Here is a 24,054-nt window from a genome sequence, read left to right as displayed (position 1 = left end):
TTCTTCCAGCCGAGGGGGACAAGGTCAATGGGAGCCATGACAGGACCGGTGCGCGGCGCGATCGGACTTGCGCTGGCGCTGATCCTGAGCTTCGCCCCGGCAGCCTCGCGGGCGCAGTCACTGATCCGCGATGCCGAGATCGAATATGCGCTGAAACGCCTGACCCAGCCGCTGGCGGTGGCCGCCGGGCTCAGCCCCGAGCGGGTCCGGGTGATGGTGCTTCAGGATTCGAGCCTGAACGCCTTCGTCCTCGACAGCCAGACGGTGATGGTGCATTCGGGCCTGCTGCTGAAACTGGACAGCGCGGCCGAGTTGCAGGCGGTGATCTCGCATGAGCTGGCCCATATCGCCAATGGCCATATCACCCGCAGACTGGCCAACATGCGCAGCGCGGGTTCAGCGGCGGCGATGGGGATGCTGATGTCGCTGGCGGTCGCGGCGGCGGGCAATGGCAAGGCCGGCGCGGGGCTCGCGATGGGCACCTCCTCCACCGCGCAGCGGCTTTTCTTCGCCCATACGAGGGCCGAGGAGGCCTCGGCCGACCAGGCGGGCGCGCGCTACATGGCGCGGGCCGGGATCTCTCCGCAGGCCATGGTCGAGGTGCTCGAGATCTTCCGCGGGCAGGAGGCGCTGAGCCAGTCCCGGCAGGACCCGTATGTCCTCACCCACCCGCTCAATGCGGACCGGCTGCGCAATGCGCGCGGCTATGCCAGCGCCTATAGCGGGGGGGCACAATCCGATCCCGAGGCCGATTACTGGTTTGACCGCGCCAAGGGCAAGCTGGGCGCCTTCCTGCAAAACCCGCGCTACACACTGCGCCGCGCCGAGAAGGACAAGACGGCCATAGGCATGATGCGCCGCGCCGTCGCCTGGCACCGCACCCCCGATGCCAGACGCGCGATGGCCGAGATCGCACGGCTCGAGGCGGCGCGGGGCAGCGATCCGTTCGTGCAGGAGCTGAAAGGGCAGATCCTGCTGGAATCGCGCCAGTTCGGCCCGGCCGTGCAGGCCTATGCCCGGGCCGTCCAGATGGCGCCGAAAGAGGCGCTGATCCTTGCGGGCTATGGCCGGGCGCTGCTGGCGCTCGACCGGCCGGCCGAGAACCGCAAGGCACTGGACGCGCTGGAGAAGGCGCGGGCCCGCGACCCGCATGACCCGCGGATGCTGCGCGATCTGGCTGTCGCTTATGCCCGTACCGGCAATAACGGCATGGCCTCGGTCGCGACCGCCGAGCGATATGCGGTCTCGGGCCGGATGAAGACCGCCGCGGTTCATGCCCGCCGTGCCGAAGGGCTGTTGCCGCGCGGCTCGCCGGGCTGGCTGCGGGCCGATGACATCCTGGCCGCGGCCGAAAAGATCAAACAGCGATGAAGCTGGTGCTGGTTCTTGCCGCTGCGCTGGTGACGGCGGCCCCGGGCCTTGCCCTTCCGCTCGGCGATGCGGAACGTGCCGCCTTCCGGTCCGAACTCCGCGCTTATCTGATGGAGCATCCCGAGGTCATCCGCGAGGCGCTGGACGGCGCCGAGAAACGGCGCATGGCGCGCCATGCCAATGCCGATCTGGCCCTTATAGAGGCCAATTCAAGCGCGCTTTTCTATGCCCCGGATGACTGGACGGGCGGCGCGCCCGACGGCGACGTGACGCTGGTCAGCTTCGTCGACTACCGCGCCGACGGGTCGGACCGGGCGCTTGCGGCGGCCCGCGACGCAGCCGCCCGGGACGGCCGGTTGCGGCTTGTGGTCAAGGAGGCCCCCAGTCCCGGCGATGAGGCGGCCGAACGCGCCGCGCGCTTTGCCATGGCGGTGCTTCGACTTGCCGGCCCTACCGCCTATGAGGCGGCCCAGGCCCGGCTGTTTGCCGCAGGTGCCACGCCCGAGGCCGCCACGCTCGACCGGATATCGGCGGATCTGGGGATGGACCCGGCCGAGGTGAGGGCACGGATGGCGGGTCCGGACATCACCGCGAAGCTATCGGAAACCCGCGCCCTGGCCGAGGCGCTGGATCTGGGTCCGGCCCCCGCGCAGGTCATGAAGCGGACGATGGTGCGCGGCGACGTGCCAGCTGTCGCGCTTCTGCGCATGGTCGAGGCGATCCGCCGCAAGAAGTGACCCCGGCCCCGGCTTTTGCCCATTGGCGCCGTCGCCCGGATATGGTGGAACAGGGTCCGACCCGCGTCACGACGAACGGAGAGAGCCGATGACCCGAATGACCGCAGCCGCGCTGATGGCCCTTGGCCTCACCGCCCCCCTCGCCGCCCCCCTCGCGGCTCAGACCGGAGCCTTCGAGCTCACCGACATGAGCGCGGCCGAGCGCGAGGCCTTCCGCGCCGAAGTGCGGTCCTATCTGATGGAGAATCCCGAGGTGCTGATGGAGGCGATCGGCGTCCTCGAACAACGCCAGGCCAATGCCCAGGCGCAGAATGACGAGACGCTGGTCCGGGTCAATGCAGAGGACATCTTCGAGGACGGCGTTTCCTGGGTCGGCGGCAATCCCAAGGGCGACGTGACCCTTGTCGAATTCACCGATTACCGCTGCACCTACTGCCGCAAATCCTATTCCGAAGTGTCGGAGCTGGTCGAAAGCGACGGCAATATCCGCTTCGTGGTGAAGGAATTCCCCATCCTCGGAGAACAGTCGGTGCAGTCCTCGCGCTTTGCCATCGCGGTCAAGCAACTGGCCGGGGACGCGGCCTATGAAAAGGTCCATGACGCCCTGATCACCTTCCGCGGCAATGTCAGCGACGAGTCGCTGAAACGGCTGGCCGAGGAGAACGGGCTGGATGCCGCGGCGGTGCTGGAGCGGATGAAGTCCCCCGAGGTCGAGGCGGTGATCGCCGACAACCACGCGCTGGCGCAACGGCTGCAGATCTCGGGCACGCCGACCTTCATCCTCGGGGACCAGATGATCCGGGGCTATGTTCCGCTCGACGGCATGAGGCAACTGGTCGAGGAAGCCCGGGCGGACTGACAGCAGAGCTTCGGGAAAATTCGCGAATTTTCCCGGGGCTTTCCTGACATAGCGGCGGCTCCCGGATCAAAATTCTTCGACGAAGAATTTTCGTCCGGCGGCACCGGTCGGGCTACTCGGCCGCTTCGGCCCCGGAGACGGTCTGGGCGGTCTCGATTTCAGCGGCCTTCTTCTCGACCTCCTCGACGATATGATCGATCATCGCCTCGTTCGAGATCCTGTGGTCCTGCTTGCCCGCGAGATAGACCATGCCATTGCCGTTGCCGCCCCCGGTAAAACCGACATCGGTCATCAGCGCCTCGCCCGGCCCGTTCACCACACAGCCGATGATCGAAAGGCTCATCGGGGTCTTGATGTGTTCAAGCCGCTTCTCCAGCGCCTCGACCGTCCGGATGACGTCGAAGCCCTGCCGCGCGCAGGACGGGCAGGAGATGATGTTCACGCCCCGGTGCCGCAGCCCCAGCGCCTTGAGGATCTCGTAGCCGACCTTGATCTCCTCGACCGGATCGGCCGAGAGCGAGACCCGCAGCGTGTCGCCGATCCCCATCCAGAGCAGGTTGCCCAGACCGATCGCCGACTTGATCGTGCCCGAGACAAATCCCCCCGCCTCGGTGATGCCCAGATGGATCGGCGCCTCGGTGACCTCGGCGATGCCCTGATAGGCGGCCGCGGCCAGGAACACGTCGGAGGCCTTCACCGAGATCTTGAACTCGAAGAAGTCGTTATCCTCGAGAATGCGGATATGTTCGAGCGCCGACTCGACCATCGCTTCGGGACAGGGCTCGCCGTATTTCTCGAGCAGGTGCTTTTCCAGCGAACCGGCATTCACCCCGATCCGCATCGAGCAGCCATGATCGCGGGCGGCCTTGATGACCTCCTTCACCCGCTTCTCATCGCCGATATTGCCGGGGTTGATGCGCAGGCAGGCAGCGCCCGCCTCGGCCGCCTCGATACCGCGCTTGTAGTGGAAATGGATGTCGGCCACGATCGGCACCGGGCTTTCGGCGACGATTTCCTTCAGCGCGCGCGACGAGGCCTCGTCGGGCACCGAGACCCGGACGATATCGGCCCCCGCCTCGGCCGCCCGCAGGATCTGTCCAAGCGTACCCTTCACATCGGTCGTCACCGTATTGGTCATGGTCTGGACCGAAATCGGCGCATCGCCGCCCACGGCAACAGGGCCGACATGGATCTGACGGGATTTTCGGCGGTCGATACTGCGCCAGGGGCGCACGGAATTGAGCGACATGGGTCTACCTGTCCGAGCGTTGGTTAATCCACCTTCGGGATAGAAGATTCCCGGACCCGGCGCAACGCGCGGCCTTGCCGCGCCCCCCCAGGGTGTGGCTCAGCGCGACGGCCCCGCAGCCCCTGCCGACACGTCATTCTGCGCCAGCGCCACCGCCAGATCGGGATCGGCCTGGATATCGGCCAGCTGATAACGCTCGGTCAACGCACGGGGCGAGAGCTCGATATTCTTGGCCACCTTCGCCCCCGGCGCCGACGGCCCGTAGGTATGGCCGTTGACCGAGAAATAGACGGAGCCCGAATTGCCCGCCCGCAGCCGCGGCGGCTCTTCGGTACGGGGCAGCACGTAACTTTCTCCGGCATCGAGGATCTTTTCGAGCAGCACGGTTCCGTCGGCGGCCGAAATCCGCACCCAGGCGGGCCGGACCGCGAGGATCGCGAGCTCGGGCGTCGCATCGGCGGCGACCACCTGGACAGATCCGCTATCTGCCCCGGACCTCCCGCGCATGAGGCCCCGCTGCCCTCCGGCCCCCGCCTCGGCCAGTGCCGTCGTGACGGCGGCGTCGAAGGAGCGCTCGGCCGCGCGCTGCGCCCGGTCGCTGACCAGAACGCCGATCTCGCCCGGGTCGATGGTCGCGATCGGTCCGTCACGGGCAACCATCACCGGACGGTCGAGCGCCTGGGGACGATAGAGCCGGTCGAGCGCCTCGACCGAGGGCGGGGCAGAGGGCGCGTTGTCCGAGACCGGCGCGTTCCCGGCCACCTGAAGCGGATCGACATCGGCCATCAGGCCCGGCTGGTCGTCGAGCGGGGCGAGCCGAACCTGCTGGATCTCCTTCAGCACCGACCAGCCGCCATAGCCGAGCACGGCGATCAGCGACAGCAGCACAAGCATCGAGCCGATGGCCCCGGGCTGGACCTGCGAAAACATCGCCGGGCCGCGGGGAACGAAAATGGCATTGGGGTCGGCCAGCGGCTCGGAAACGGGCTTGCGACGCGCCGGTTGCGGCTTGTGCGACGCGGCGGCGTCCATCGCATTTACGGTCGCGAAATCGCCCTCTTCGCAGAAGCGGCGATAGGCCCATTCCGGGTCGAGCCCGAGATAGCGCGCATAGGAGCGCACATAGCCCGCGATGAAACCGGGGGTTTCGAAGGCGGTGGGATCGGCATTCTCTATGGCGGCGATATAGGTGGCGCGGATCTTCAGCTCGCGCTGGACATCCAGCAGGGACTTGCCGAGCGTCGCCCGCTCGCCCCGCATGACATCCCCCAGACGCAACTCGAACGCATCGAACCCTCTGGGTGTGTCCTGCGAGTCATCAGCCGCGCGCGGCTGCCTGCGCCTGATCATGGAACCGCCCTGTGCCTGCCTTATTGTCCCTGCCGAGGCGGCGCGTCATGGAATCGCCGCCTCGTTTCCGAAACATTATCACAAGCGCGGGAGCGGTACACCCGCGGATGCGCCTAGGCCGTCAGTTCGGCGCGATTCAGCGCACATTGCGACCAGAGCTCGTCCATCGCACGGATCAGCGCATCCATCTGCTCGGGCGTATGGACCGGCGAGGGCGTGAAGCGCAGCCGCTCGGTGCCGCGCGGCACGGTCGGGAAGTTGATCGGCTGCACGTAGATGCCGTAGCCTTCCAGCAGCATGTCCGAGATCCGCTTGGTGTGGACCGGATCGCCGACGATGAGCGGCACGATATGGCTGCCATGGTCGATCACCGGCATGCCGAGCCCCTTGAAGCGGGCCTTGAGCACACGGGCCCGGTCCTGATGCCTCTCGCGGAGCGTGACATCGGATTTCAGGTGGTGCACCGAGGCACAGGCCCCGGCCGCGATGGTCGGCGGCAGCGAGGTGGTGAAGATGTAGCCCGGCGCATAGGAGCGGACAGCATCGCACATCTTGGCCGAAGCCGCGACATAGCCGCCATAGACGCCATAGGCCTTGGAGAGTGTGCCGTTGATGATGTCGATCCGGTGCATCAGATTGTCGCGCTCGGCGACACCGGCACCGCGGGGGCCGTACATGCCGACCGCATGGACCTCGTCGATATAGGTCAGCGCGCCGAATTCGTCGGCCAGGTCGCAGATCTCCTCGATCGGACCGAAATCGCCGTCCATCGAGTAGATGGATTCGAAGGCGATCAGGATCGGGCGGCCCTTCTCGATGCTTTCCAGCACCTGGCGCAGATGCGCCACGTCATTGTGGCGGAAGATGTGCTTGTCGCAACGGCCATGGCGGATGCCCTGGATCATCGAGGCATGGTTCAGCTCGTCCGAGACGATGACCAGATCCTTGAACAGCGCCGGCAGGGTCGAGAGCGTGGCATCATTGGCCATATAGGCCGAGTTGAAGACCAGCGCGGCCTCTTTCTGATGCAGGTCGGCCAGTTCGGCCTCGAGGCGGCGGTGATAGATCGTGGTGCCCGAGATGTTGCGGGTGCCGCCCGACCCGGCGCCGGTCGCCGAGATCGCATCCTGCATGGCGGCGATCACCGTCGGATGCTGCCCCATGCCCAGATAGTCGTTACCGCACCAGACGACAATGTCCTGGTTCTCACCGTCGGGACGGCTCCAGACCGCCTCGGGAAAGGCGCCCTTGCGCCGTTCGATATCGATGAAGGTGCGGTAGCGTCCTTCTTCATGCAGCCGGTTGATGGATGCGTCCAAAGCAGCGGTATAATCCACCGGGTCTCTCCTTTTGTGTCGGCCTCGCAAGGCCCTCGAAGATGTCCGTCACGTCCGCCCTGCGGAACCCGCCGGATCCTTCTGCGTTTCGGGGTCACCGACCGACCCCTTTGGCGTTCCGTCTGTCCCGGCCGGGACAGGGCGTAGCGCCGTTTCCGTTTCCCCGTCCGTTTCTCATATGCGAAAAACATCGGGTATCGAAGCATGATGCTGCACAATTTTCAGCCGATCCTTGCTTTTGCGCCATCTTCTCCGGGCCGGGCGTTCCGATCGGAAACAGGGTTTCTGCGATCCACCGGTACCAGAGCAATATGGCGCGATTCGGCCTCAAGGCGCGTCTGCGCACAGCATACGTCCGTCAGCTTAGCGACAGTTTTGAGGTTTGAACATTGATTTCTGTCAATTCAGATGGACAGGTACACTGTAAGCTTGGATAGACACGGTTCGCGGCGCGTAAAATGACGCCGCAGGCCCGCGCCGCGCGGCCGGAAGGCCCGGCCGCAGGCCCCGGCGCCTCAGCGGTCCTCGACCGCGATCCGGCAATCCGTGGCGCCGGATTGCTCGGCACAGGCCGACAGCGCGTCGGACGCAGCCCCCTGCCCCTTGCTCACCGCCCAGCGCCCCGTCGATGGCGAGATCGCCATCGCGCGCGGACCGCCGCGGCGTCCGTATTCGCGGCCCAGCCCTTCGGTGGCATCCGCCGACAGCTGCAATCCGCGCGGTTCCCAGCCCTTCGGCCGGATCTCGGCGGCGATCACGCAGGGCTCTCCCCGGGGCTTGCGCGCCGCGTCACAGCCCCTGAGCGCGGCGACACGAGCCGCGTCTACATCGTGGTAATTGGCCGCCGCCAGGGTGGCTTTGGACCGCAGGCCCTCGGTCGGCGCGACCGCGATGGCACCGTAATAGGGCTGCTGTGCCCCGACGACGGCGAGGGTCTTGCGGTCATTCTCCGACAGGAAGGGCAGATCGACCACCACGACTTCGGCCCCCTCGGGCTTGAACAGAAGCTTGCGCGCGCCCTTGCCATCGACCGGCGCGGCCGAGACCGCCGCCGCAGCCCCCAGCCCCAGTACCAGCCCCAGTGCGGGCCCCAGTGCGGCCCCCAGTACCGGGCCCGGCCCCTCCCCGAGCGGCAGCGCAGGCCCCGGACGCGCCCCTGTCGCGACCCGCATCTTCCGATTGGCATTCGACTTCGCGAGCCCGTTGCTCCGCAGCATATCGTCCTCCTGTCGCTTGATCTTCCGGGACCCTAGACCGGCGCGCGGCGCTGTTCCAGCCCTTCGCTCTGGCCTCCGGACAGGCCTCTGTCCAGCCCTCTGTCCAGCCCTCTGGACAGTCCCGGCCCGCCTGATAGGGTCCGCGCACCCCCCGCACCGGAAGGATATAGCGATGAGTCTCGACCCCGTTCTCGCCCGCATCGACGCCGACCTGCCGCAGGCGCTCGACCGTCTGATGGCGCTGCTACGCATCCCCTCGATCTCGACCGACCCGGCGCATGCCGAGGCCTGCCGCGAGGCCGCCGACTGGATGGTGCGCGACCTCGCCTCGATCGGCTTCGAGGCCCGCACCTGCCCGACCCCGAAGCACCCGATGGTCGTCGGCAAGGGCGGCGACACCGGCCCCAGCCTGCTGTTCTACGGTCATTACGACGTGCAGCCGGTCGATCCGCTGTCGCTCTGGGCACGCGATCCGTTCGATCCGGCGATCGAGGAGACGCCGAAGGGCAAGGTGATCCGCGCCCGCGGCGCGGGCGATGACAAGGGCCAGCTGATGACCTTCGTCGAGGCCTGCCGCGCCTGGAAGGCGGTGCATGGCAGCCTGCCCGCCCGGATCACGATGTTCCTCGAAGGCGAAGAGGAATCGGGCTCGCCCTCGATGGTGCCCTTCCTCAGGGAGAATGCCGAGATGCTGAAGGCCGATCTCGCGCTGATATGCGATACCGGCATGCTGGGCGATGCGACGCCCGCCATCGTTACCATGCTGCGCGGACTCGTCGGCGAGGAGATCACCATCACCGGCCCCGACAAGGACCTGCATTCGGGCATGTATGGCGGCCCGGCGATCAACCCGATCCGGGTGCTGTCCCGGATCATTGCCGCGCTGCATGACGAGACCGGGCGGGTGACGGTGCCCGGCTTCTACGAGGGCGTGCCCGAGATGCCCGAGGAGATCCTGGCACAATGGCAGGCGACCGGTTTCGATCCGGCGCAGTTCCTGGGCGAGGTCGGGCTGTCGGTGCCTGCGGGCGAAGAAGGCCGCTCGGTGCTCGAGATGCTCTGGTCGCGCCCGACCTGCGAGATCAACGGCATCTCCGGCGGCTATGAGGGCGCGGGCTTCAAGACCGTGCTGCCCTCGAAGGCCTCGGCCAAGATCAGCTTCCGCCTCGTCGGCAGCCAGGACCCGGTCCGGATCCGCGAATCGTTCCGCGAGATGGTGCGCGGCCTGCTGCCGCCCGACTGCTCGGTCGAATTCGCGCCGCATGGCGCCTCGCCCGCCTCGCAGATGTCGATCAGCGACCCGGCCTTCGAGAAGGCGCGCCAGGCCCTCTCGGACGAATGGCCTCATCCCGCCGCCTTCGTCGGCTCGGGCGGCTCGATCCCGGTGGCGGGCTATTTCCGGACGCTGCTCGACATGGACTCGATGCTGATCGGCTTCGGCAAGGACGATGACGCGATCCACTCGCCGAACGAGAAATACGACCTCGAGAGCTTCCACAAGGGCATCCGCAGCTGGGCCCGCATCCTCGCGGCCCTGTCTGCCTGATCCGCAGACCTGACCTCCGGGCCAGATCCCCGGGTCTGATCCTTGCACCTGACACCATCGCTCCGGCCGTCCCGAAATGCGGCCGGAGCCTCCCCCGAGCCCCTCTGCCTGACACGCTCCCCCGAAGCGCGCTGCCAGCGCCCGGATATCCGGGCGCGCCGCGCCACAGCGCGGCGCCGGGCCCAACGGGATGCGGCGACCGCCAGGCCGCCAAAGACGGGCGGGAGCGCCCTGCCCTCTGGCCGGGCGGCAATATTTTCAATTTCAGGAATAAGTGGCGCGGTTGACGGGGCTCGAACCCGCGACCCCCGGCGTGACAGGCCGGTACTCTAACCAACTGAGCTACAACCGCGCATCGCGCAGGACAAACAGGAAGGCGGTGGCGCGGTTGACGGGGCTCGAACCCGCGACCCCCGGCGTGACAGGCCGGTACTCTAACCAACTGAGCTACAACCGCAGCGCCTTCCGGGCTCGCCCGGCGTGACGTGCCTTTTATTGACGCCCAGAGCCCCCGTCAAGCGCCTCCGGTCGCAATTCTTTCGCCTTCGGCAAGGGTTTTTTCACGCCAGCCATCCGGCCCGGGCAAAAGCGCCTGAAATGCCCCTGCGGCAGCCCCCCGCAACAGGCCTCATCCAAAGGCCCGTCCCAGGCCCTGGAGACACGCTCCCGCCCCTCATCGCCCGTCACATACCGCCGACCCTTGTGAAGCCTCCGCCGGTCTCGCAAGATGCGGGCGTCGGAATCCTCCCTGCCCCCCCGCGAAAGGCCCCTCCGTGACCGACCTTCTCGTCCGTCCGCTTCGCCCCGAAGACGCCGCCGCCTGGCGCCGCCTCTGGACCGCCTATCTCGATTTCTATGACAGCGCGGTTCCGGCCGAGACCTGCGACATCACCTTCGCCCGGCTGCTGCATGGCGGCGACCCGAACATGGGCTGCCGTCTCGCGCTGATCGGTGGCCGTCCGGTCGGGCTGGTGCATTTCATCTTCCACCGCCATTGCTGGAAGCCCGAAAACGTCTGCTATCTGCAAGACCTCTATGCCGATCCCGAGGTTCGCGGCCGCGGCGTCGGCCGGGCCCTGATCGAGGCGGTCTATGCCGTGGCCGATTCCCGCGGCACGCCCTCGGTCTACTGGCTGACACAGGAGTTCAACGACACCGCCCGACAGCTTTACGACCGCATCGGCCAGCCCACAGCCTTCGTGAAATATGTCCGTGGCTGACGCCCCCCGCCAAAGCCACCCTCGGCGGAGCGCCACCGGACGGGGGCCTGTGCCGGGACCTGAGCCGACGCCTGTCACGCGGCATGCCTCGCGGGTGGCGAGCCTCGTGCTGGCCCTTGCGCTTGCAGGCTGCGCCGCCGCCCCGCGCCCCGAGCTGAGCGCCCCTCCCCCGACGGCCGCAGCCGAACTGCCGCCGATGAAGACCTTCACCAGCCACCGCGTGACGCCGCCCGAGCGCCCGAATGCCGCCATCGCCCGGGACTTCCTCGATCTTGCCTTCCAGATGGAAAGCGGGCGCCCCCTGCCCTACATGACCCGCTTCGAGGAACCGATCACCCTGCGCGTCACCGGCCCTGCACCGCCGACCCTCGGGCCCGATCTGGCCGCGCTTCTGGCCCGGCTCCGCCGCGAGGCCGGCATTAGCATCCGCCGCGTCGCATCCGATGCCGATGCCAAGGTCACCATCGAGTTCGTTGCCCGGGCCAAGCTTCAGCGGCTGGTGCCGCAGGCCGCCTGTTTCGTCGTGCCCCGGATCTCGTCCTGGGACGAATACCGCCGCAGCCGCCGCTCGGGCGAGATCGACTGGACGACGCTTGCCATCCGCGAGCGAGTGACGGTCTTCATTCCCGGCGATGTCAGCCCGCAGGAAGTGCGTGACTGCCTGCATGAGGAACTCGCACAGGCCATCGGCCCACTGAACGATCTGTACCGACTGCCCGATTCGGTCTTCAACGACGACAATTTCCACACCGTCCTGACCGGCTTCGACATGCTGGTGCTGCGCGTCTATTACGCGCCCGAACTTCCGAACGGCACCACCCGGCAGGAGGCCGCGCGGCTGCTGCCCGGACTTCTCGCAAGGCTCAATCCGCGCGGCGAGCGACCTGGCCCGGCCCTGCCGCCCTCGCCCACGCCGCGGGCCTGGATCGACGCCATCGAGACCGCGCTCGGACCGGCAACCTCCGCCTCGCGCCGGGTGGCGGCGGCCCGCAGGGCTGTCGAGATCGCCCGCAGCCAGGGCTGGCGCGACACCCGGATGGGCTTCAGCCTGTTTGCCCTGGGGCGGCTGTCGCTCGACCGGAACGCGGCGGAGACCTCGCTTGCGGCCTTCGTCGAAGCCGGAAGGATCTATGCTGCCCAACCCGTGACGCGGGTGCAATCGGCCCATGTGGCCATGCATATCGCCGCCTTCGCGCTGTCGGGCGACCGGCCCGCAGCCGCGATTGCGCTGATCGACGCCCATCTCGACGATGTCCGGGCGGGCGAGAATGCGGCGCTGCTGGCCTCGATGCTGTTGATGAAGGCCACGGCGCTCGAGATGCTCGGCCGGGGCAGCGAGGCAGGCGCAATCCGGCACGAGGCGCTTGGCTGGGCCCGCTACGGCTTCGGCTCGGCGGCGGAGGTGCGGGTCCGGATGGCCGAGATCGCCAGCCTGTCCCCGGCCCGGTCCGACTAGTCCGGGCCTGCAAGCCCTTTCCGACCGGGCCCGGCGGCCCTATTCTTGCGCCATGTTCCTGCCCTTCTTCCAGACCCTCCGCGCCAGCGGCATTCCGGTCTCGCTCCGCGAGTATCTGAGCTTTCTCGACGGCATGAAGGCCGGGCTCGTCACCTATGACACCGAGGGCTTCTATTATCTCGCCCGCACCGCGCTGGTGAAGGACGAGCGCCAGCTCGACCGGTTCGACCGGGCCTTCGCGCAAAGCTTCGGCGGGCTCGAGGATATCGATCCCGGCGAGGTGATCGAGGCGCTCGATCTGCCCGAGGAATGGCTGCGCAAGCTGGCCGAGCGCGATCTCAGCCCCGAGGAGCGGGCCGGGATCGAGGCCATGGGCGGGTTCGACAAGCTGATGGAGGCGCTCAAGGAACGGCTGAAGGAGCAGAAAGAACGCCATCAGGGCGGCAACAGGTGGATCGGCACCGCCGGAACCTCGCCCTTCGGGGCCTACGGCTACAATCCCGAGGGCGTGCGGATCGGTCAGGACGAAAGCCGCCACCGCCGCGCGGTCAAGGTCTGGGACCGGCGCGACTTCCGCAATCTCGACGATTCGGTCGAGCTTGGCACCCGCAACATCAAGGTGGCGTTGAAACGCCTGCGCCGCTGGGCCCGCGACGGCGCCCGCGAGGAACTCGACCTCGACGGCACGATCCGCGCGACCGCCGATCGCGGCTATCTCGACGTCAAGACCCGGCCCGAACGGCGCAATGCCGTCAAGGTGCTGCTGTTTCTGGATGTCGGCGGATCGATGGACGACCATATCCGGGTGGTCGAAGAGCTGTTCTCGGCTGCGTGCGCCGAGTTCAAGCATCTCGAGCATTACTACTTCCACAACTGCCTTTACGAAGGCGTCTGGCGCGAGAACCGCCGCCGCTGGGACCGGGTCACGCCGACCTGGGAGGTGTTGCGGACCTACGGGTCCGACTATAAGTGCATCTTCGTCGGCGATGCCAGCATGTCGCCCTATGAGATCGCCTTTGCCGGCGGCGCCAACGAGCACTGGAACGCCGAGCCCGGCCAGGTCTGGCTGGAGCGCGCCCGCGCACAATGGCCGGACCATCTCTGGATCAACCCGGTCCCCGAGCAGCACTGGCCCTATACCCGGTCGATCGGCATGATCCAGGAGATCTTCGAAGACCGCATGGTGCCGATGACCCTGGACGGGATCGAGCGGGGCATGAAATCGCTCGGTTAGCAGCGAACGCAGCCCGCGTTTCGTTGGCTGGGCTGACAGGCCGCGAGCCGTGTGCCCCCGTTCCTGTCGTTTCAGGGCGGCGGCGCGACCGCAAGCCGCCGCCGGGGCTCTGCGCCACCGTCACGCGGAAAACGGGAAGCCGGTGAGAAAACGCCTCTCGCCCGACATGACCGGTCTGGGCCCTCAGGCCTGCAAGCCAACGGCGCGACCGCGCACGAGGGCATGAGGCCGAGCGACGGGAAGGCAGGTGCCGGGCACGGGCCATCATCGGTCCGGGCACGATGGCAGGGGCGACCGAAAGCCGCCGGAGGCGCGCCCCCATCGCATGTGCGGGCGCCACCGCCCGACGAGCGCATGAAACCGCCCGCCCGGCCGCAGCCGGCGGGCGCGGCTGCCCGGAGGCCCCGAGGGAGACCGCCGGCCTCTCTGGGCGAAGAAGGACGGAAGTCCCGGAACCGTCCGCCCGCCGGCACGAGCCGGAAACACGCGCGCCCACCCCCGAGCCAGGCCGACCGCCCGGAGGGCCTCCATATGAAAAAGGGTCCGCCATGGCGGACCCTTTCCGGAACGTCGAAGCTTCGGGCCTCAGGCCCGGGGCTCGAAGCCCATATGCGTACCCATCGCCACCATGTCGGCCAGCATCCTGGCCGCGGCGTCGACAACGTCGGGATGGGCGTCACGGGCGGCCGCGCGGGCCTCGGCGACCATCTCGTCGATCATCTCCTGGGTCACCTCTTCGACCGGGTGCGAGCGCTCGGCCAGCACCGTGGCCCCGTCGGCGGTGATCTCGGCGAAGCCGCCGGTGACGATATATTTCCGCGACCCGGACTCGGTGAAGACCTCCAGCAGGCCGGGGCGCAGGGTGGTGATCAGGGGCGCGTGCTGGGGCATCGCGGTCAGGTCGCCCTCGAAGCCCGGGATCACGACCGAGGTCGCCTTTTCCGAGGCCACGCGGCGTTCCGGCGCCACCAGATCGAATTGCATCGTGTCGGCCATGTTGCCTCCTTGCAAGCTGGCTCCGGGCGGCAGAACCGCCCGGAGCCGAAACCCCTATCAGGCCGCGTCGGCCGCCATCTTCTCGGCCTTGGCGACCACATCGTCGATGTCGCCCACCATGTAGAAGGCGGATTCGGGCAGGTGATCGTATTCGCCGGCCACGACCGCCTTGAACGACGCGATGGTCTTTTCAAGCGGCACCTGGACGCCGTCCGAACCGGTGAAGACCTTCGCCACGTCGAAGGGCTGGCTGAGGAACCGCTGGATCTTCCGGGCGCGGGCCACGGTCAGCTTGTCCTCTTCCGACAGTTCGTCCATGCCGAGGATGGCGATGATGTCCTGCAGCGACTTGTAGCGTTGCAGGATACCCTGCACGTCGCGCGCCACCTGGTAATGCTCTTCGCCGACGACGGAGGGATCGAGGATCCGCGAGGTCGAGTCGAGCGGATCCACCGCCGGGTAGATGCCGAGTTCGGAAATCGCACGCGACAGCACGGTGGTGGCGTCGAGGTGGGCGAACGAGGTCGCGGGCGCCGGGTCGGTGAGGTCGTCCGCAGGCACGTAGATCGCCTGAACCGAGGTGATCGAGCCACGCTTGGTCGAGGTGATGCGTTCCTGCAGCGCGCCCATGTCGGTCGCCAGCGTCGGCTGATAGCCCACCGCCGAGGGGATCCGGCCCAGAAGCGCCGACACCTCGGAGCCCGCCTGGGTGAAGCGGAAGATGTTGTCGACGAAGAACAGCACGTCGGTGCCGGACTGGTCGCGGAACTGCTCGGCCAGGGTCAGGCCGGTCAGCGCGACGCGGGCCCGGGCTCCCGGAGGCTCGTTCATCTGGCCATAGACCAGCGCCACCTGCGACTTGGACAGATCGTCGACCTTGATGACGTTCGACTCGATCATCTCGTGATAGAGGTCGTTGCCTTCACGGGTCCGCTCGCCAACACCCGCGAACACCGAGTAGCCGGAGTGCACCTTGGCGATGTTGTTGATCAGTTCCATGATCAGAACGGTCTTGCCCACGCCGGCACCGCCGAAGAGGCCGACCTTGCCGCCCTTGGAATAGGGCGCCAGCAGGTCGATGACCTTGATGCCGGTCACGAGGATCTCGGACGAGGTCGACTGTTCGGCGAATTCGGGCGCCGGCTGGTGGATGGCGCGGGTTTCCGTGGCGTGCACCGGACCCTTTTCATCGACCGGCTCGCCGATCACGTTCAGGATGCGGCCGAGCGTGGCATCGCCCACCGGCACCGAGATCGGCTTTTCCAGATCGGTCACCTTGGCGCCGCGCACGAGACCCTCGGTCGCGTCCATGGCGATGGTGCGCACGGTGTTCTCCCCGAGGTGCTGGGCCACTTCCAGCACCAGACGCTTGCCGTTGTTCTCGGTTTCCAGCGCGTTCAGGATCTCGGGCAGGTGTTGGTCGAATTGAACGTCGACCACGGCACCAATCACCTGGGTGACCTTGCCTACAGCATTTGCCATTGTCGTTTCTCCGGTTCCGTTAGAGCGCCTCGGCGCCCGAAATGATTTCGATCAGCTCCTTGGTGATCGCAGCCTGACGCGAGCGGTTGTACTCGAGGTTCAGCTTGTCGATCATCTCGCCCGCGTTCCGGGTCGCGTTGTCCATGGCGGACATCCGCGCGCCCTGTTCGGAGGCGCCGTTCTCGAGGAGCGCGGCGAAGATCTGGGTCGCCACCCCGCGGGGCAGAAGCTCGGCCATGATCTCGCCCTCGGTGGGCTCGTAATCATACATGGTCGAGCTGTCCTCGGGTTCGTCGAAGACGGCCGGGATGATCTGCTGGGCGGTCGGTTCCTGGCTGATCACCGACTTGAAGCGGCTGAAGAAGATCGTTGCGACGTCGAACTCGCCCGCCTCGAAGCGGGAGATGATGTCCTGCGAGATCTCGCGCGCATTTCCGTAGCGGATGCGCTTGACCTCGCTCAGGTCGACATGGCCGACGAAATGGTCGCCGAGGTCGCGCTTCAGCTGCTCGCGGCCCTTGCGGCCCACGGTCAGGATCTTGACGGTCTTGCCCTCGGCGATGAGGTCCTGCGCCTTGTGGCGCGCCAGACGCACGATCGACGAGTTGAAGCCGCCGCAAAGGCCCCTCTCGGCCGTCATGACGACCAGGAGGTGCACCTTCTCGGAGCCGGTACCGACGAGGAGTTTCGGCGCATTGGCCGCCCCCGTGGCCGAGGCCGCGAGTCCGGACATGACCTTTTCCATCTGCGCGGCATAGGGGCGCGCGTTCTCGGCGGCTTCCTGGGCGCGGCGGAGCTTGGCCGCCGCGACCATCTGCATGGCCTTCGTGATCTTCCGCGTCGACTTGACGCTGGCGATCCGGTTCTTGAGGTCCTTGAGGCTAGGCATCTATCCCGATCCCATCCACGCTCAGGCGAAGTTCTTGGCGAATTCGTCCAGCGCGGCGCGGATCTTATCCTCGAGCTCGCCCTTCACCTTGCGGTCGTTGTTGGTGATGTCGTCCAGCAGATCCTGATGCCTGCTGCGCAGGAAGGTCAGCAGGTCGGTCTCGTAGCGGGTCACGTCCTTGACGGCGACCTTGTCGATATAGCCTTGGGTGCCCGCGAAGATCACGCAGACGATCTCGGCATTGGTCAGCGGCGAGTATTGCGGCTGCTTCATCAGCTCGGTCAGACGCGCGCCGCGGTTCAGCAGCTTCTGGGTCGCGGCATCGAGGTCCGAGCCGAACTGGGCAAAGGCCGCCATCTCGCGATACTGCGCCAGTTCCAGCTTCACCGGGCCCGCAACCGATTTCATCGCGTTGGTCTGGGCCGCAGAGCCCACACGCGACACCGACAGACCGGTGTTCACGGCCGGACGGATGCCCTGATAGAACAGGTCGGTTTCAAGGAAGATCTGGCCGTCGGTGATCGAGATCACGTTGGTCGGGATATAGGCCGACACGTCGCCCGCCTGGGTCTCGATGATCGGCAGGGCGGTCAGCGAGCCCGCGCCGTGATCCTCGTTCATCTTGGCCGAACGTTCCAGCAGGCGGGAGTGCAGGTAGAACACGTCGCCCGGGTAGGCTTCACGCCCCGGCGGACGGCGCAGCAGCAGCGACATCTGACGGTAGGCGACGGCCTGTTTCGACAGATCGTCATACACCATCAGCGCATGACGGCCATTGTCGCGGAAGAACTCGCCCATCGCAGTCGCGGTATAGGGGGCGAGATACTGCATCGGCGCCGGGTCCGAGGCGGTGGCGGCGACGATGATGGAATAGGCCATCGCGCCGGTTTCCTCGAGCTTCTTCACCAGCTGGGCCACGGTCGAGCGCTTCTGACCGATGGCGACGTAGACGCAGTAGAGCTTCTTGCTCTCGTCGTCGCCTGCGGCTTCGTTGTAGGATTTCTGGTTCAGGATCGTGTCGAGCGCCACAGCGGTCTTGCCGGTCTGCCGGTCGCCGATGATCAGCTCGCGCTGGCCGCGGCCGATCGGGATCATGGCGTCGACCGATTTCAGGCCGGTGGCCATCGGCTCATGCACCGATTTGCGCGGGATGATGCCCGGCGCCTTGACGTCGCCGACGCGGCGCTCGGTCGCCGCGATCGGGCCCTTGCCGTCGATCGGGTTGCCCAGAGCATCGACCACGCGGCCCAGCAGCGCATCACCACAGGGCACGTCCACGATCGCGTTGGTGCGCTTGACGACATCGCCTTCCTTGATGGCACGGTCCGAGCCGAAGATCACGATGCCGACATTGTCGACCTCGAGGTTCAGCGCCATGCCCCGGATACCGCCCGGAAACTCGACCATCTCGCCCGCCTGGACGTTGTCGAGGCCATGGACACGGGCAATGCCGTCACCCACCGACAGCACGCGGCCTACCTCTGCAACTTCGGCCTCCTGACCGAAATTCTTGATCTGCTCCTTGAGGATCGCAGAGATCTCAGCTGCTTGGATACCCATTTATCCGACCTCTTTCATGGTGTTCTGGAGTGCACTGAGCCGCGCGCGGATCGAGGTGTCGATCATCTTCGAGCCCAGTTTTACGATAAGGCCGCCGATGAGACTCTCATCGACGGAAGCATTTATCTTGACGTCCTTGCCGGCGTTCTGCTTGAGCGCCTCGGCCAGGGCCTTGCGCTGGGCCTCGCTCAGCGGCCGGGCCGAAACGACCTCGGCGCTGACCTCGCCCTTGGCCTCGGCGATCAGCGCGCGAAGTTCGGAAACCAGCTGCGGCAGCACGAACAGGCGCCGCTTGGAGCCCATCAGCTGCAGCGTATTGGCAAGAATTTGCCCCAGCCCCATTTTCGACGCAATCGCGCCGATGGCACGCGATTGCTGATCCCGCGAATAGACGGGCGACGAGATCAGATCCCGAAAATCCCCGCTTTCGACAAGCGCGGCGTCGAGCGCATCGACATCGGCCTCGAGTGCGGGAATGGCATTGGCTTCCTTGGTAATCTCAAACAGCGCGGTGGCATAGCGCTTGGCAATGCCGGACGAAATCGAAGCTGGTTCGGACACGTCAACCCTTCCGATGTCTTAAGGCCCCTCGCATGCCCGTTAAAGACCCGGACGGGGCAGATCAAGCGGCGCGCCCTGACGGGCACGCTCTGAAATCGGCGTGGGTTTAGCAGAGGAGGATTGACCTAGCAACCGCCTAGAACCGTAGAATGTCACGCGCGTGCCACAGCTGTGGCACAGGGCCGGCCCCAAACCCCGGCCCCCGTCCGTGCCCGGCCCCCGCCGGACCGCCGGAGCGCCCCCGAACCGGACGCGCAACGCCATCAGGGCTGGGGTTTCAGGCCGGTTCGGCGCCGGGCTTGGGCAGCCCTTCGAGAATCCGCAACGGGCGCGGCAGACCATCCTGCACGGGCAGCCCGGTCGGACGGTAGACCCGCTTCGTTGCCTCGACCATCAGCACTCCGCCCGCATAATAGGCAGACATGCGTTGCCCCGCATTTTCCCAAATGGCTGCGGTTTTAAGCCAGAATCGCCTTGAGGTCGGGGGCGAGAAAAGCGCCGCCCGATGCGCCTCGGGTTCGAAACCGTGCTGGCGCAATTGCGCCTCGAGCTGACCGGAACTGTAGGGACGGCCGAAGCCGAACGGCGTCCCGTCCCGCCGCGCCCAGAGCCCCGAGCGGTTCGGCACGATGAAAAGCGCCCTGCCCCCAGGCCGCAGCACCCTCAGCGATTCCTCCAGCACCGCGGCCGGATGCTCGCTGGTCTCGAGCCCGTGCAAAAGGATCAGCTTGTCGACGAAGCCGTCGGGCAGCGGCCAGGCGGTCTCTTCACACAGCAGCGAGACATTCTCCTCGCCGGCCGGCCAGGGCATCACCCCCTGCTGGCCCGGCATCAGCGCCACCACCCGGCGCGCGCTGGCCCGCAAGGGCCGCAGCAGCGGCACCGCGAAGCCGAACCCCGCCACCGTCTGCCCCTTGGCCACGGGCCAGATATCGCGCACCTGTTGGCGGATTGCCCTCTGCGCCACGCGCCCCAGATTGGTACGGTAGTAGAAGTTCCTCAGGTCGAGAACATCGAGATGCATTGCCGCCTGCGCTGCCTCCGGGCTTCGGGCCTTGGAACGCAAGGATAACCAAGACGGACAAGAATACCATGCCCCTAGACATCGTCACCGTACCCTGCCTGAACGACAACTACGCCTATCTGGTCAAGGGGCCCGGCGGCGCGGTCCTGATCGACGCGCCCGAGGCCGGCCCGATCGCCGGGGCGCTCGAGACCCGCGGCTGGACGCTCGACACGATTCTGATCACCCACCACCATCACGACCATGTCGAGGGCGTCGCCGAGCTGCGCGCGCGCTTCGGGGCCAGGGTGATGGGGCCGGCGGCCGAGGCCGACCGGCTGCCGCCGCTCGACCGGGCGCTGTCAGAGGGCGACCGGATCGGCGAGGGACCCATTGCTGCCGATGTGATCGCGGTGCCGGGCCACACGCTGGGCCATGTCGCCTACCGCTTTGCCGCGGGGGATGCCGTCTTCACCGCCGACAGCCTGATGGCGCTTGGTTGCGGCAGGCTGTTCGAGGGCACGCCCGCGATGATGTGGGACAGCCTGAAAAAGCTCTCCGCGCTCCCGCCCGAGACCCTTGTATTCTCGGGCCATGAATATACATCCTCCAATGCCCGCTTCGCCCTGACTGTCGAGCCCGGCAATGCCGTGCTCCGCGACCGCTCCGCGGAAATCGACCGACTGCGCGCCGAGGGCCGTCCGACAGTTCCAGTTCCGCTTTCCGTAGAGCTCGCCACCAATCCGTTCCTGCGTGCCGACCGGCCCGAGCTCAGGCAGGCGCTCGGCATGGAAACCGAAAGCGATATCGAGGTCTTCGCCGAGATCCGCGCGCGCAAGGACAGGTTCTGAGCCACGCGTCCCGGCGGCGGGCCTGCCGAAAAACAGGGCGATCGCGGGACGGAGTCCAGGTTTTGAACAGAAAAAACTTGAAGCGGGCCAACAAAAACCAAAACTTAATCCTAAAGAGCAAAGGTAGAGGAACGGCAATGCCCACCTCTGCCACAGAAGGAAAGGAGCACGTCCCGTGCCTTCATTCTCAAACACTCTCGAGCAAGCCATTCACGCTGCGCTGGCCCAGGCCAATGCGCGCCGCCACGAACTCGCCACCCTCGAACACCTTCTCCTGGCACTGATCGACGAGCCTGACGCCTCCAAGGTGATGAAGGCCTGCTCGGTCGATCTCGAGGAGTTGCGCAAGACGCTGACCGAATTCATCGAAGATGAACTGGCAACGCTCGTGACCGATATCGAAGGCTCGGAAGCGGTGCCCACGGCGGCCTTCCAGCGCGTGATCCAGCGCGCCGCGATCCATGTCCAGAGCTCGGGCCGGACCGAGGTCACCGGGGCCAATGTTCTGGTCGCGATCTTTGCCGAGCGCGAATCGAACGCTGCCTATTTCCTGCAGGAACAGGAAATGACGCGCTATGACGCCGTCAATTTCATCGCCCATGGCGTCGCCAAGGACCCGTCCTTCGGCGAACAGCGCCCGGTCACCGGCGCCTCGGAATTCGAGGAGGAACCCCAGGCCGGTGCCGCGCAGCCCGAAGGCGGCGAGGCACGGGAATCCGCCCTGGCCAAGTATTGCGTCAATCTCAACGCCAAGTCACGCAAGGGCGATATCGACCCGCTGATCGGCCGCGACCAGGAGGTCGAGCGCTGCATCCAGGTGCTGTGCCGGCGCCGCAAGAACAACCCGCTTCTGGTGGGCGACCCGGGCGTCGGCAAGACCGCCATCGCCGAAGGGCTCGCGCGCAAGATCGTCGGCGGCGAGACGCCCGAGGTGCTGTCGAAGGCCACGATCTTCTCGCTCGACATGGGGGCCCTGCTGGCCGGTACCCGCTATCGCGGCGATTTCGAGGAACGGCTGAAGGCGGTTGTGACCGAGCTTGAGGATCACCCCGACGCGATCCTCTTCATCGACGAGATCCATACCGTGATCGGCGCCGGCGCGACCTCGGGCGGGGCCATGGATGCATCGAACCTGCTGAAACCCGCGCTGCAGGGCGGCAAGCTGCGCTGCATGGGCTCGACCACCTACAAGGAGTTCCGCCAGCATTTCGAGAAGGACCGAGCGCTCAGCCGCCGGTTCCAGAAGATCGACGTGACCGAGCCCTCGGTCGAGGATGCGGTCAAGATCCTCAAGGGTCTCAAGCCCTATTTCGAAGAACACCATGAGGTCAAATACACCTCGGACGCCATCAAGTCGGCGGTGGAACTGGCCGCGCGCTATATCCATGACCGCAAGCTGCCCGACAAGGCCATCGACGTGATCGACGAGGCCGGCGCTGCCCAGCACCTGATCGCCGAAAGCAAGCGCCGCAAGACCATCGGCCCCCGCGAGATCGAGGCCGTGGTGGCCAAGATCGCCCGGATCCCGCCGAAGAACGTCTCGAAGGACGATGCCAAGCTGCTGAAGGATCTGGAAACCACCCTTAAGCGCGTGGTCTTCGGCCAGGACAAGGCGATCGAGGCGCTCTCGGCCTCGATCAAGCTGGCCCGGGCCGGTCTGCGCGAGCCTGAAAAGCCTATCGGCAACTACCTCTTCGCCGGCCCCACCGGTGTCGGCAAGACCGAGGTGGCCAAGCAGCTGGCCTCAAGCCTCGGGGTGGAACTGCTGCGCTTCGACATGTCGGAATACATGGAAAAACATGCCGTCAGCCGTCTGATCGGCGCGCCGCCCGGCTATGTCGGCTTCGACCAGGGCGGGATGCTGACCGACGGTGTCGACCAGAACCCGCATTGCGTGCTGCTGCTCGACGAGATCGAGAAGGCCCATCCGGATGTGTTCAACATCCTGCTGCAGGTCATGGATCACGGCAAGCTGACCGACCATAACGGCCGGCAGGTCGATTTCCGCAACGTGATCCTGATCATGACCTCGAATGCGGGGGCCGCGGAACAGGCCAAGGCCGCCATCGGCTTCGGCCGCGACCGGCGCGAGGGCGAGGATACGGCCGCCATCGAGCGGACCTTCACGCCCGAGTTCCGCAACCGGCTCGATGCGGTGATCTCCTTCGCGCCGCTGCCGAAAGAAACCATCCTGCAGGTCGTCGAGAAATTCGTGCTGCAACTCGAAGCCCAGCTGATGGACCGCAACGTCTCGATCGAACTGACCCGCCCAGCCGCCGAATGGCTGGCCGAGAAGGGCTATGACGACAAGATGGGCGCCCGACCCTTGGGCCGCGTCATCCAGGAAACGATCAAGAAGCCGCTGGCCGAAGAGCTGTTGTTCGGCAAGCTCGCCAAAGGCGGCGTCGTGAAGGTCGGTGTCCGGGATGGAGAAATCGACCTGAGAATCGAGGAACCGGAGAAACGCCGCCTCGACTCCTCGAAGAAACCGCCTCTTCTGACGGCCGAATAGGCGCCAGAAAGGCGCGAAACCTGACAGTGTTCCTGCGGCGGCCCCATACCCGCCGCAGGTTTTCGTTTGCCCCAGAGCCCCCTGCCGTTCCAATCCCTGCGGCGCGCCATCCGCCTGTGCCAAAGAGCGTCACAGGCCATCTTCGAGGGGCGCAGGCTTCCGGCTCCGGAAGAACCACCGCCCAGCTTAACCGTCGCTCCGGCGACGCCCCTCCCCCGCATCGCGATCGATAAGGTAAAGGCGCTTCGCTCGCCACCGGACGACAAGCCCACTCCGGCCCAAAAGCGGCATTTTCCCACGCGGCTCACCGGGCTCCTCGATCCCCCGCGGCCCCGTGACCTCGCGAGGTCGTCCATCGACCGCGTCATGTCTCGATCGACATCAGCCTCCCGGATCACGGTGGCGAGGGGCTTCCTCTCAGAGTGCCCCGGCTCGAGAAGGAACGGAGAAAGAGGACAAGCGCCGACACTTCCGGCCCGGCGCCATCGGTCGCGATCATGATAGCATATGGGCCGCGCCAGCCGTGCAGCGCCCGGTCCGCGTCGATCCCGGCGCAGAGTCCCGCTATCAATCGCTCGGCAGTATCCTCTTGCGAAGCGGCTCAGCACTGGGGCGCTTCTCCGC

Annotated in this window: 19 protein-coding genes and 2 tRNA genes; 9 read left to right on the top strand and 12 right to left on the bottom strand. The window is 66.6% G+C overall.

Annotated elements, in window-relative coordinates; genetic code table 11:
* Nucleotides 1-36: 36 nt before the first annotated feature.
* The 3 genes from B5V46_RS05480 to B5V46_RS05470 all read left to right on the top strand — a co-directional run bounded on the left by B5V46_RS05480 (nt 37) and on the right by B5V46_RS05470 (nt 2,967).
* Nucleotides 37-1,371 (top strand): M48 family metalloprotease, encoded by a 1,335-nt coding sequence (locus B5V46_RS05480; protein ID WP_080615655.1) that lies wholly within the window; start codon nt 37-39, stop codon nt 1,369-1,371.
* Nucleotides 1,368-2,108, top strand: coding sequence for a DsbA family protein (locus tag B5V46_RS05475; RefSeq protein WP_080615654.1), 741 nt, complete (start codon nt 1,368-1,370; stop codon nt 2,106-2,108). The genes B5V46_RS05480 and B5V46_RS05475 overlap by 4 nt, the downstream gene beginning before the upstream one ends.
* Nucleotides 2,109-2,196: 88 nt before the next feature.
* The gene (locus tag B5V46_RS05470; RefSeq protein ID WP_080615653.1) at nt 2,197-2,967 is read left to right on the top strand and encodes a DsbA family protein; all 771 of its coding nucleotides are present in this window, start codon (nt 2,197-2,199) and stop codon (nt 2,965-2,967) included.
* 112 nt (nt 2,968-3,079) lie between these two features.
* Here the strand turns inward: B5V46_RS05470 and ispG are convergent, their stop codons facing one another.
* From ispG to B5V46_RS05450, 4 genes are all read right to left on the bottom strand, one after another.
* On the bottom strand, nt 3,080-4,216 hold the full coding sequence (gene ispG / locus B5V46_RS05465) for a flavodoxin-dependent (E)-4-hydroxy-3-methylbut-2-enyl-diphosphate synthase (protein WP_080615652.1): 1,137 nt from the start codon (nt 4,214-4,216) through the stop codon (nt 3,080-3,082).
* Nucleotides 4,217-4,315: 99 nt separating this feature from the next.
* Nucleotides 4,316-5,566 (bottom strand): helix-turn-helix domain-containing protein, encoded by a 1,251-nt coding sequence (locus B5V46_RS05460; RefSeq protein WP_080615651.1) that lies wholly within the window; start codon nt 5,564-5,566, stop codon nt 4,316-4,318.
* Nucleotides 5,567-5,679: 113 nt separating this feature from the next.
* The gene (hemA, locus tag B5V46_RS05455; protein ID WP_080615650.1) at nt 5,680-6,903 is read right to left on the bottom strand and encodes a 5-aminolevulinate synthase; all 1,224 of its coding nucleotides are present in this window, start codon (nt 6,901-6,903) and stop codon (nt 5,680-5,682) included.
* A gap of 515 nt (nt 6,904-7,418) precedes the next feature.
* The gene (locus B5V46_RS05450) at nt 7,419-8,120 is read right to left on the bottom strand and encodes a 5-aminolevulic acid synthase (RefSeq protein ID WP_231119243.1); all 702 of its coding nucleotides are present in this window, start codon (nt 8,118-8,120) and stop codon (nt 7,419-7,421) included.
* Nucleotides 8,121-8,292: 172 nt separating this feature from the next.
* Here B5V46_RS05450 and B5V46_RS05445 point away from each other — a divergent pair, with 172 nt between their 5' ends.
* On the top strand, nt 8,293-9,666 hold the full coding sequence (locus B5V46_RS05445) for a M20/M25/M40 family metallo-hydrolase (protein ID WP_080615649.1): 1,374 nt from the start codon (nt 8,293-8,295) through the stop codon (nt 9,664-9,666).
* Nucleotides 9,667-9,941: 275 nt separating this feature from the next.
* On the opposite strand, the gene B5V46_RS05440 is transcribed toward B5V46_RS05445, so the two are convergent.
* Both B5V46_RS05440 and B5V46_RS05435 read right to left on the bottom strand, forming a co-directional pair.
* A tRNA-Asp gene (locus tag B5V46_RS05440) sits at nt 9,942-10,018 on the bottom strand.
* A 28-nt stretch (nt 10,019-10,046) separates the two neighbouring features.
* Nucleotides 10,047-10,123, bottom strand: a tRNA-Asp gene (locus tag B5V46_RS05435).
* A gap of 316 nt (nt 10,124-10,439) precedes the next feature.
* Between B5V46_RS05435 and B5V46_RS05430 the strand changes: the two genes are divergently transcribed.
* Genes B5V46_RS05430 through B5V46_RS05420 form a run of 3 tightly spaced genes read left to right on the top strand, consistent with a single transcriptional unit; the run spans nt 10,440 to nt 13,576 of the window.
* The gene (locus tag B5V46_RS05430; protein ID WP_080615648.1) at nt 10,440-10,886 is read left to right on the top strand and encodes a GNAT family N-acetyltransferase; all 447 of its coding nucleotides are present in this window, start codon (nt 10,440-10,442) and stop codon (nt 10,884-10,886) included.
* A gap of 49 nt (nt 10,887-10,935) precedes the next feature.
* A complete protein-coding gene (locus B5V46_RS05425) occupies nt 10,936-12,342 on the top strand; it encodes a DUF2927 domain-containing protein (protein WP_231119242.1) in 1,407 nt (468 codons plus the stop codon).
* Between the two features lie 52 nt (nt 12,343-12,394).
* On the top strand, nt 12,395-13,576 hold the full coding sequence (locus tag B5V46_RS05420; protein WP_080615646.1) for a VWA domain-containing protein: 1,182 nt from the start codon (nt 12,395-12,397) through the stop codon (nt 13,574-13,576).
* A 585-nt stretch (nt 13,577-14,161) separates the two neighbouring features.
* Here B5V46_RS05420 and B5V46_RS05415 read toward each other — a convergent pair.
* From B5V46_RS05415 to B5V46_RS05390, 6 genes are all read right to left on the bottom strand, one after another.
* Nucleotides 14,162-14,572 (bottom strand): F0F1 ATP synthase subunit epsilon, encoded by a 411-nt coding sequence (locus B5V46_RS05415; protein WP_080615645.1) that lies wholly within the window; start codon nt 14,570-14,572, stop codon nt 14,162-14,164.
* Between the two features lie 57 nt (nt 14,573-14,629).
* Nucleotides 14,630-16,054: a F0F1 ATP synthase subunit beta gene (gene atpD / locus B5V46_RS05410; RefSeq protein ID WP_080615644.1), complete on the bottom strand. Its 1,425-nt coding sequence runs from the start codon at nt 16,052-16,054 to the stop codon at nt 14,630-14,632.
* Between the two features lie 19 nt (nt 16,055-16,073).
* Nucleotides 16,074-16,943, bottom strand: a complete 870-nt coding sequence (locus B5V46_RS05405) for a F0F1 ATP synthase subunit gamma (protein ID WP_080615643.1) — start codon at nt 16,941-16,943, stop codon at nt 16,074-16,076.
* Between the two features lie 21 nt (nt 16,944-16,964).
* Nucleotides 16,965-18,503, bottom strand: a complete 1,539-nt coding sequence (gene atpA / locus B5V46_RS05400; protein WP_080615642.1) for a F0F1 ATP synthase subunit alpha — start codon at nt 18,501-18,503, stop codon at nt 16,965-16,967.
* Nucleotides 18,504-19,064 (bottom strand): F0F1 ATP synthase subunit delta, encoded by a 561-nt coding sequence (locus B5V46_RS05395; protein ID WP_080615641.1) that lies wholly within the window; start codon nt 19,062-19,064, stop codon nt 18,504-18,506.
* A gap of 277 nt (nt 19,065-19,341) precedes the next feature.
* Nucleotides 19,342-20,088, bottom strand: coding sequence for a class I SAM-dependent methyltransferase (locus tag B5V46_RS05390; protein ID WP_080615640.1), 747 nt, complete (start codon nt 20,086-20,088; stop codon nt 19,342-19,344).
* 68 nt (nt 20,089-20,156) lie between these two features.
* On the opposite strand from B5V46_RS05390, the gene gloB reads away from it, so the two are divergent.
* Nucleotides 20,157-20,918, top strand: a complete 762-nt coding sequence (gene gloB, locus B5V46_RS05385; protein ID WP_080615639.1) for a hydroxyacylglutathione hydrolase — start codon at nt 20,157-20,159, stop codon at nt 20,916-20,918.
* 175 nt (nt 20,919-21,093) lie between these two features.
* Nucleotides 21,094-23,430 carry an ATP-dependent Clp protease ATP-binding subunit ClpA gene (gene clpA / locus B5V46_RS05380; protein ID WP_080615638.1) on the top strand — a complete coding sequence of 779 codons (2,337 nt, stop codon included), beginning with the start codon at nt 21,094-21,096 and terminating at the stop codon, nt 23,428-23,430.
* Nucleotides 23,431-24,054 lie beyond the last annotated feature (624 nt).

Source organism: Rhodovulum sp. MB263, from assembly GCF_002073975.1.
Lineage (GTDB): Bacteria > Pseudomonadota > Alphaproteobacteria > Rhodobacterales > Rhodobacteraceae > Rhodovulum.
This window is presented reverse-complemented; position numbering and strand designations above follow the sequence as displayed.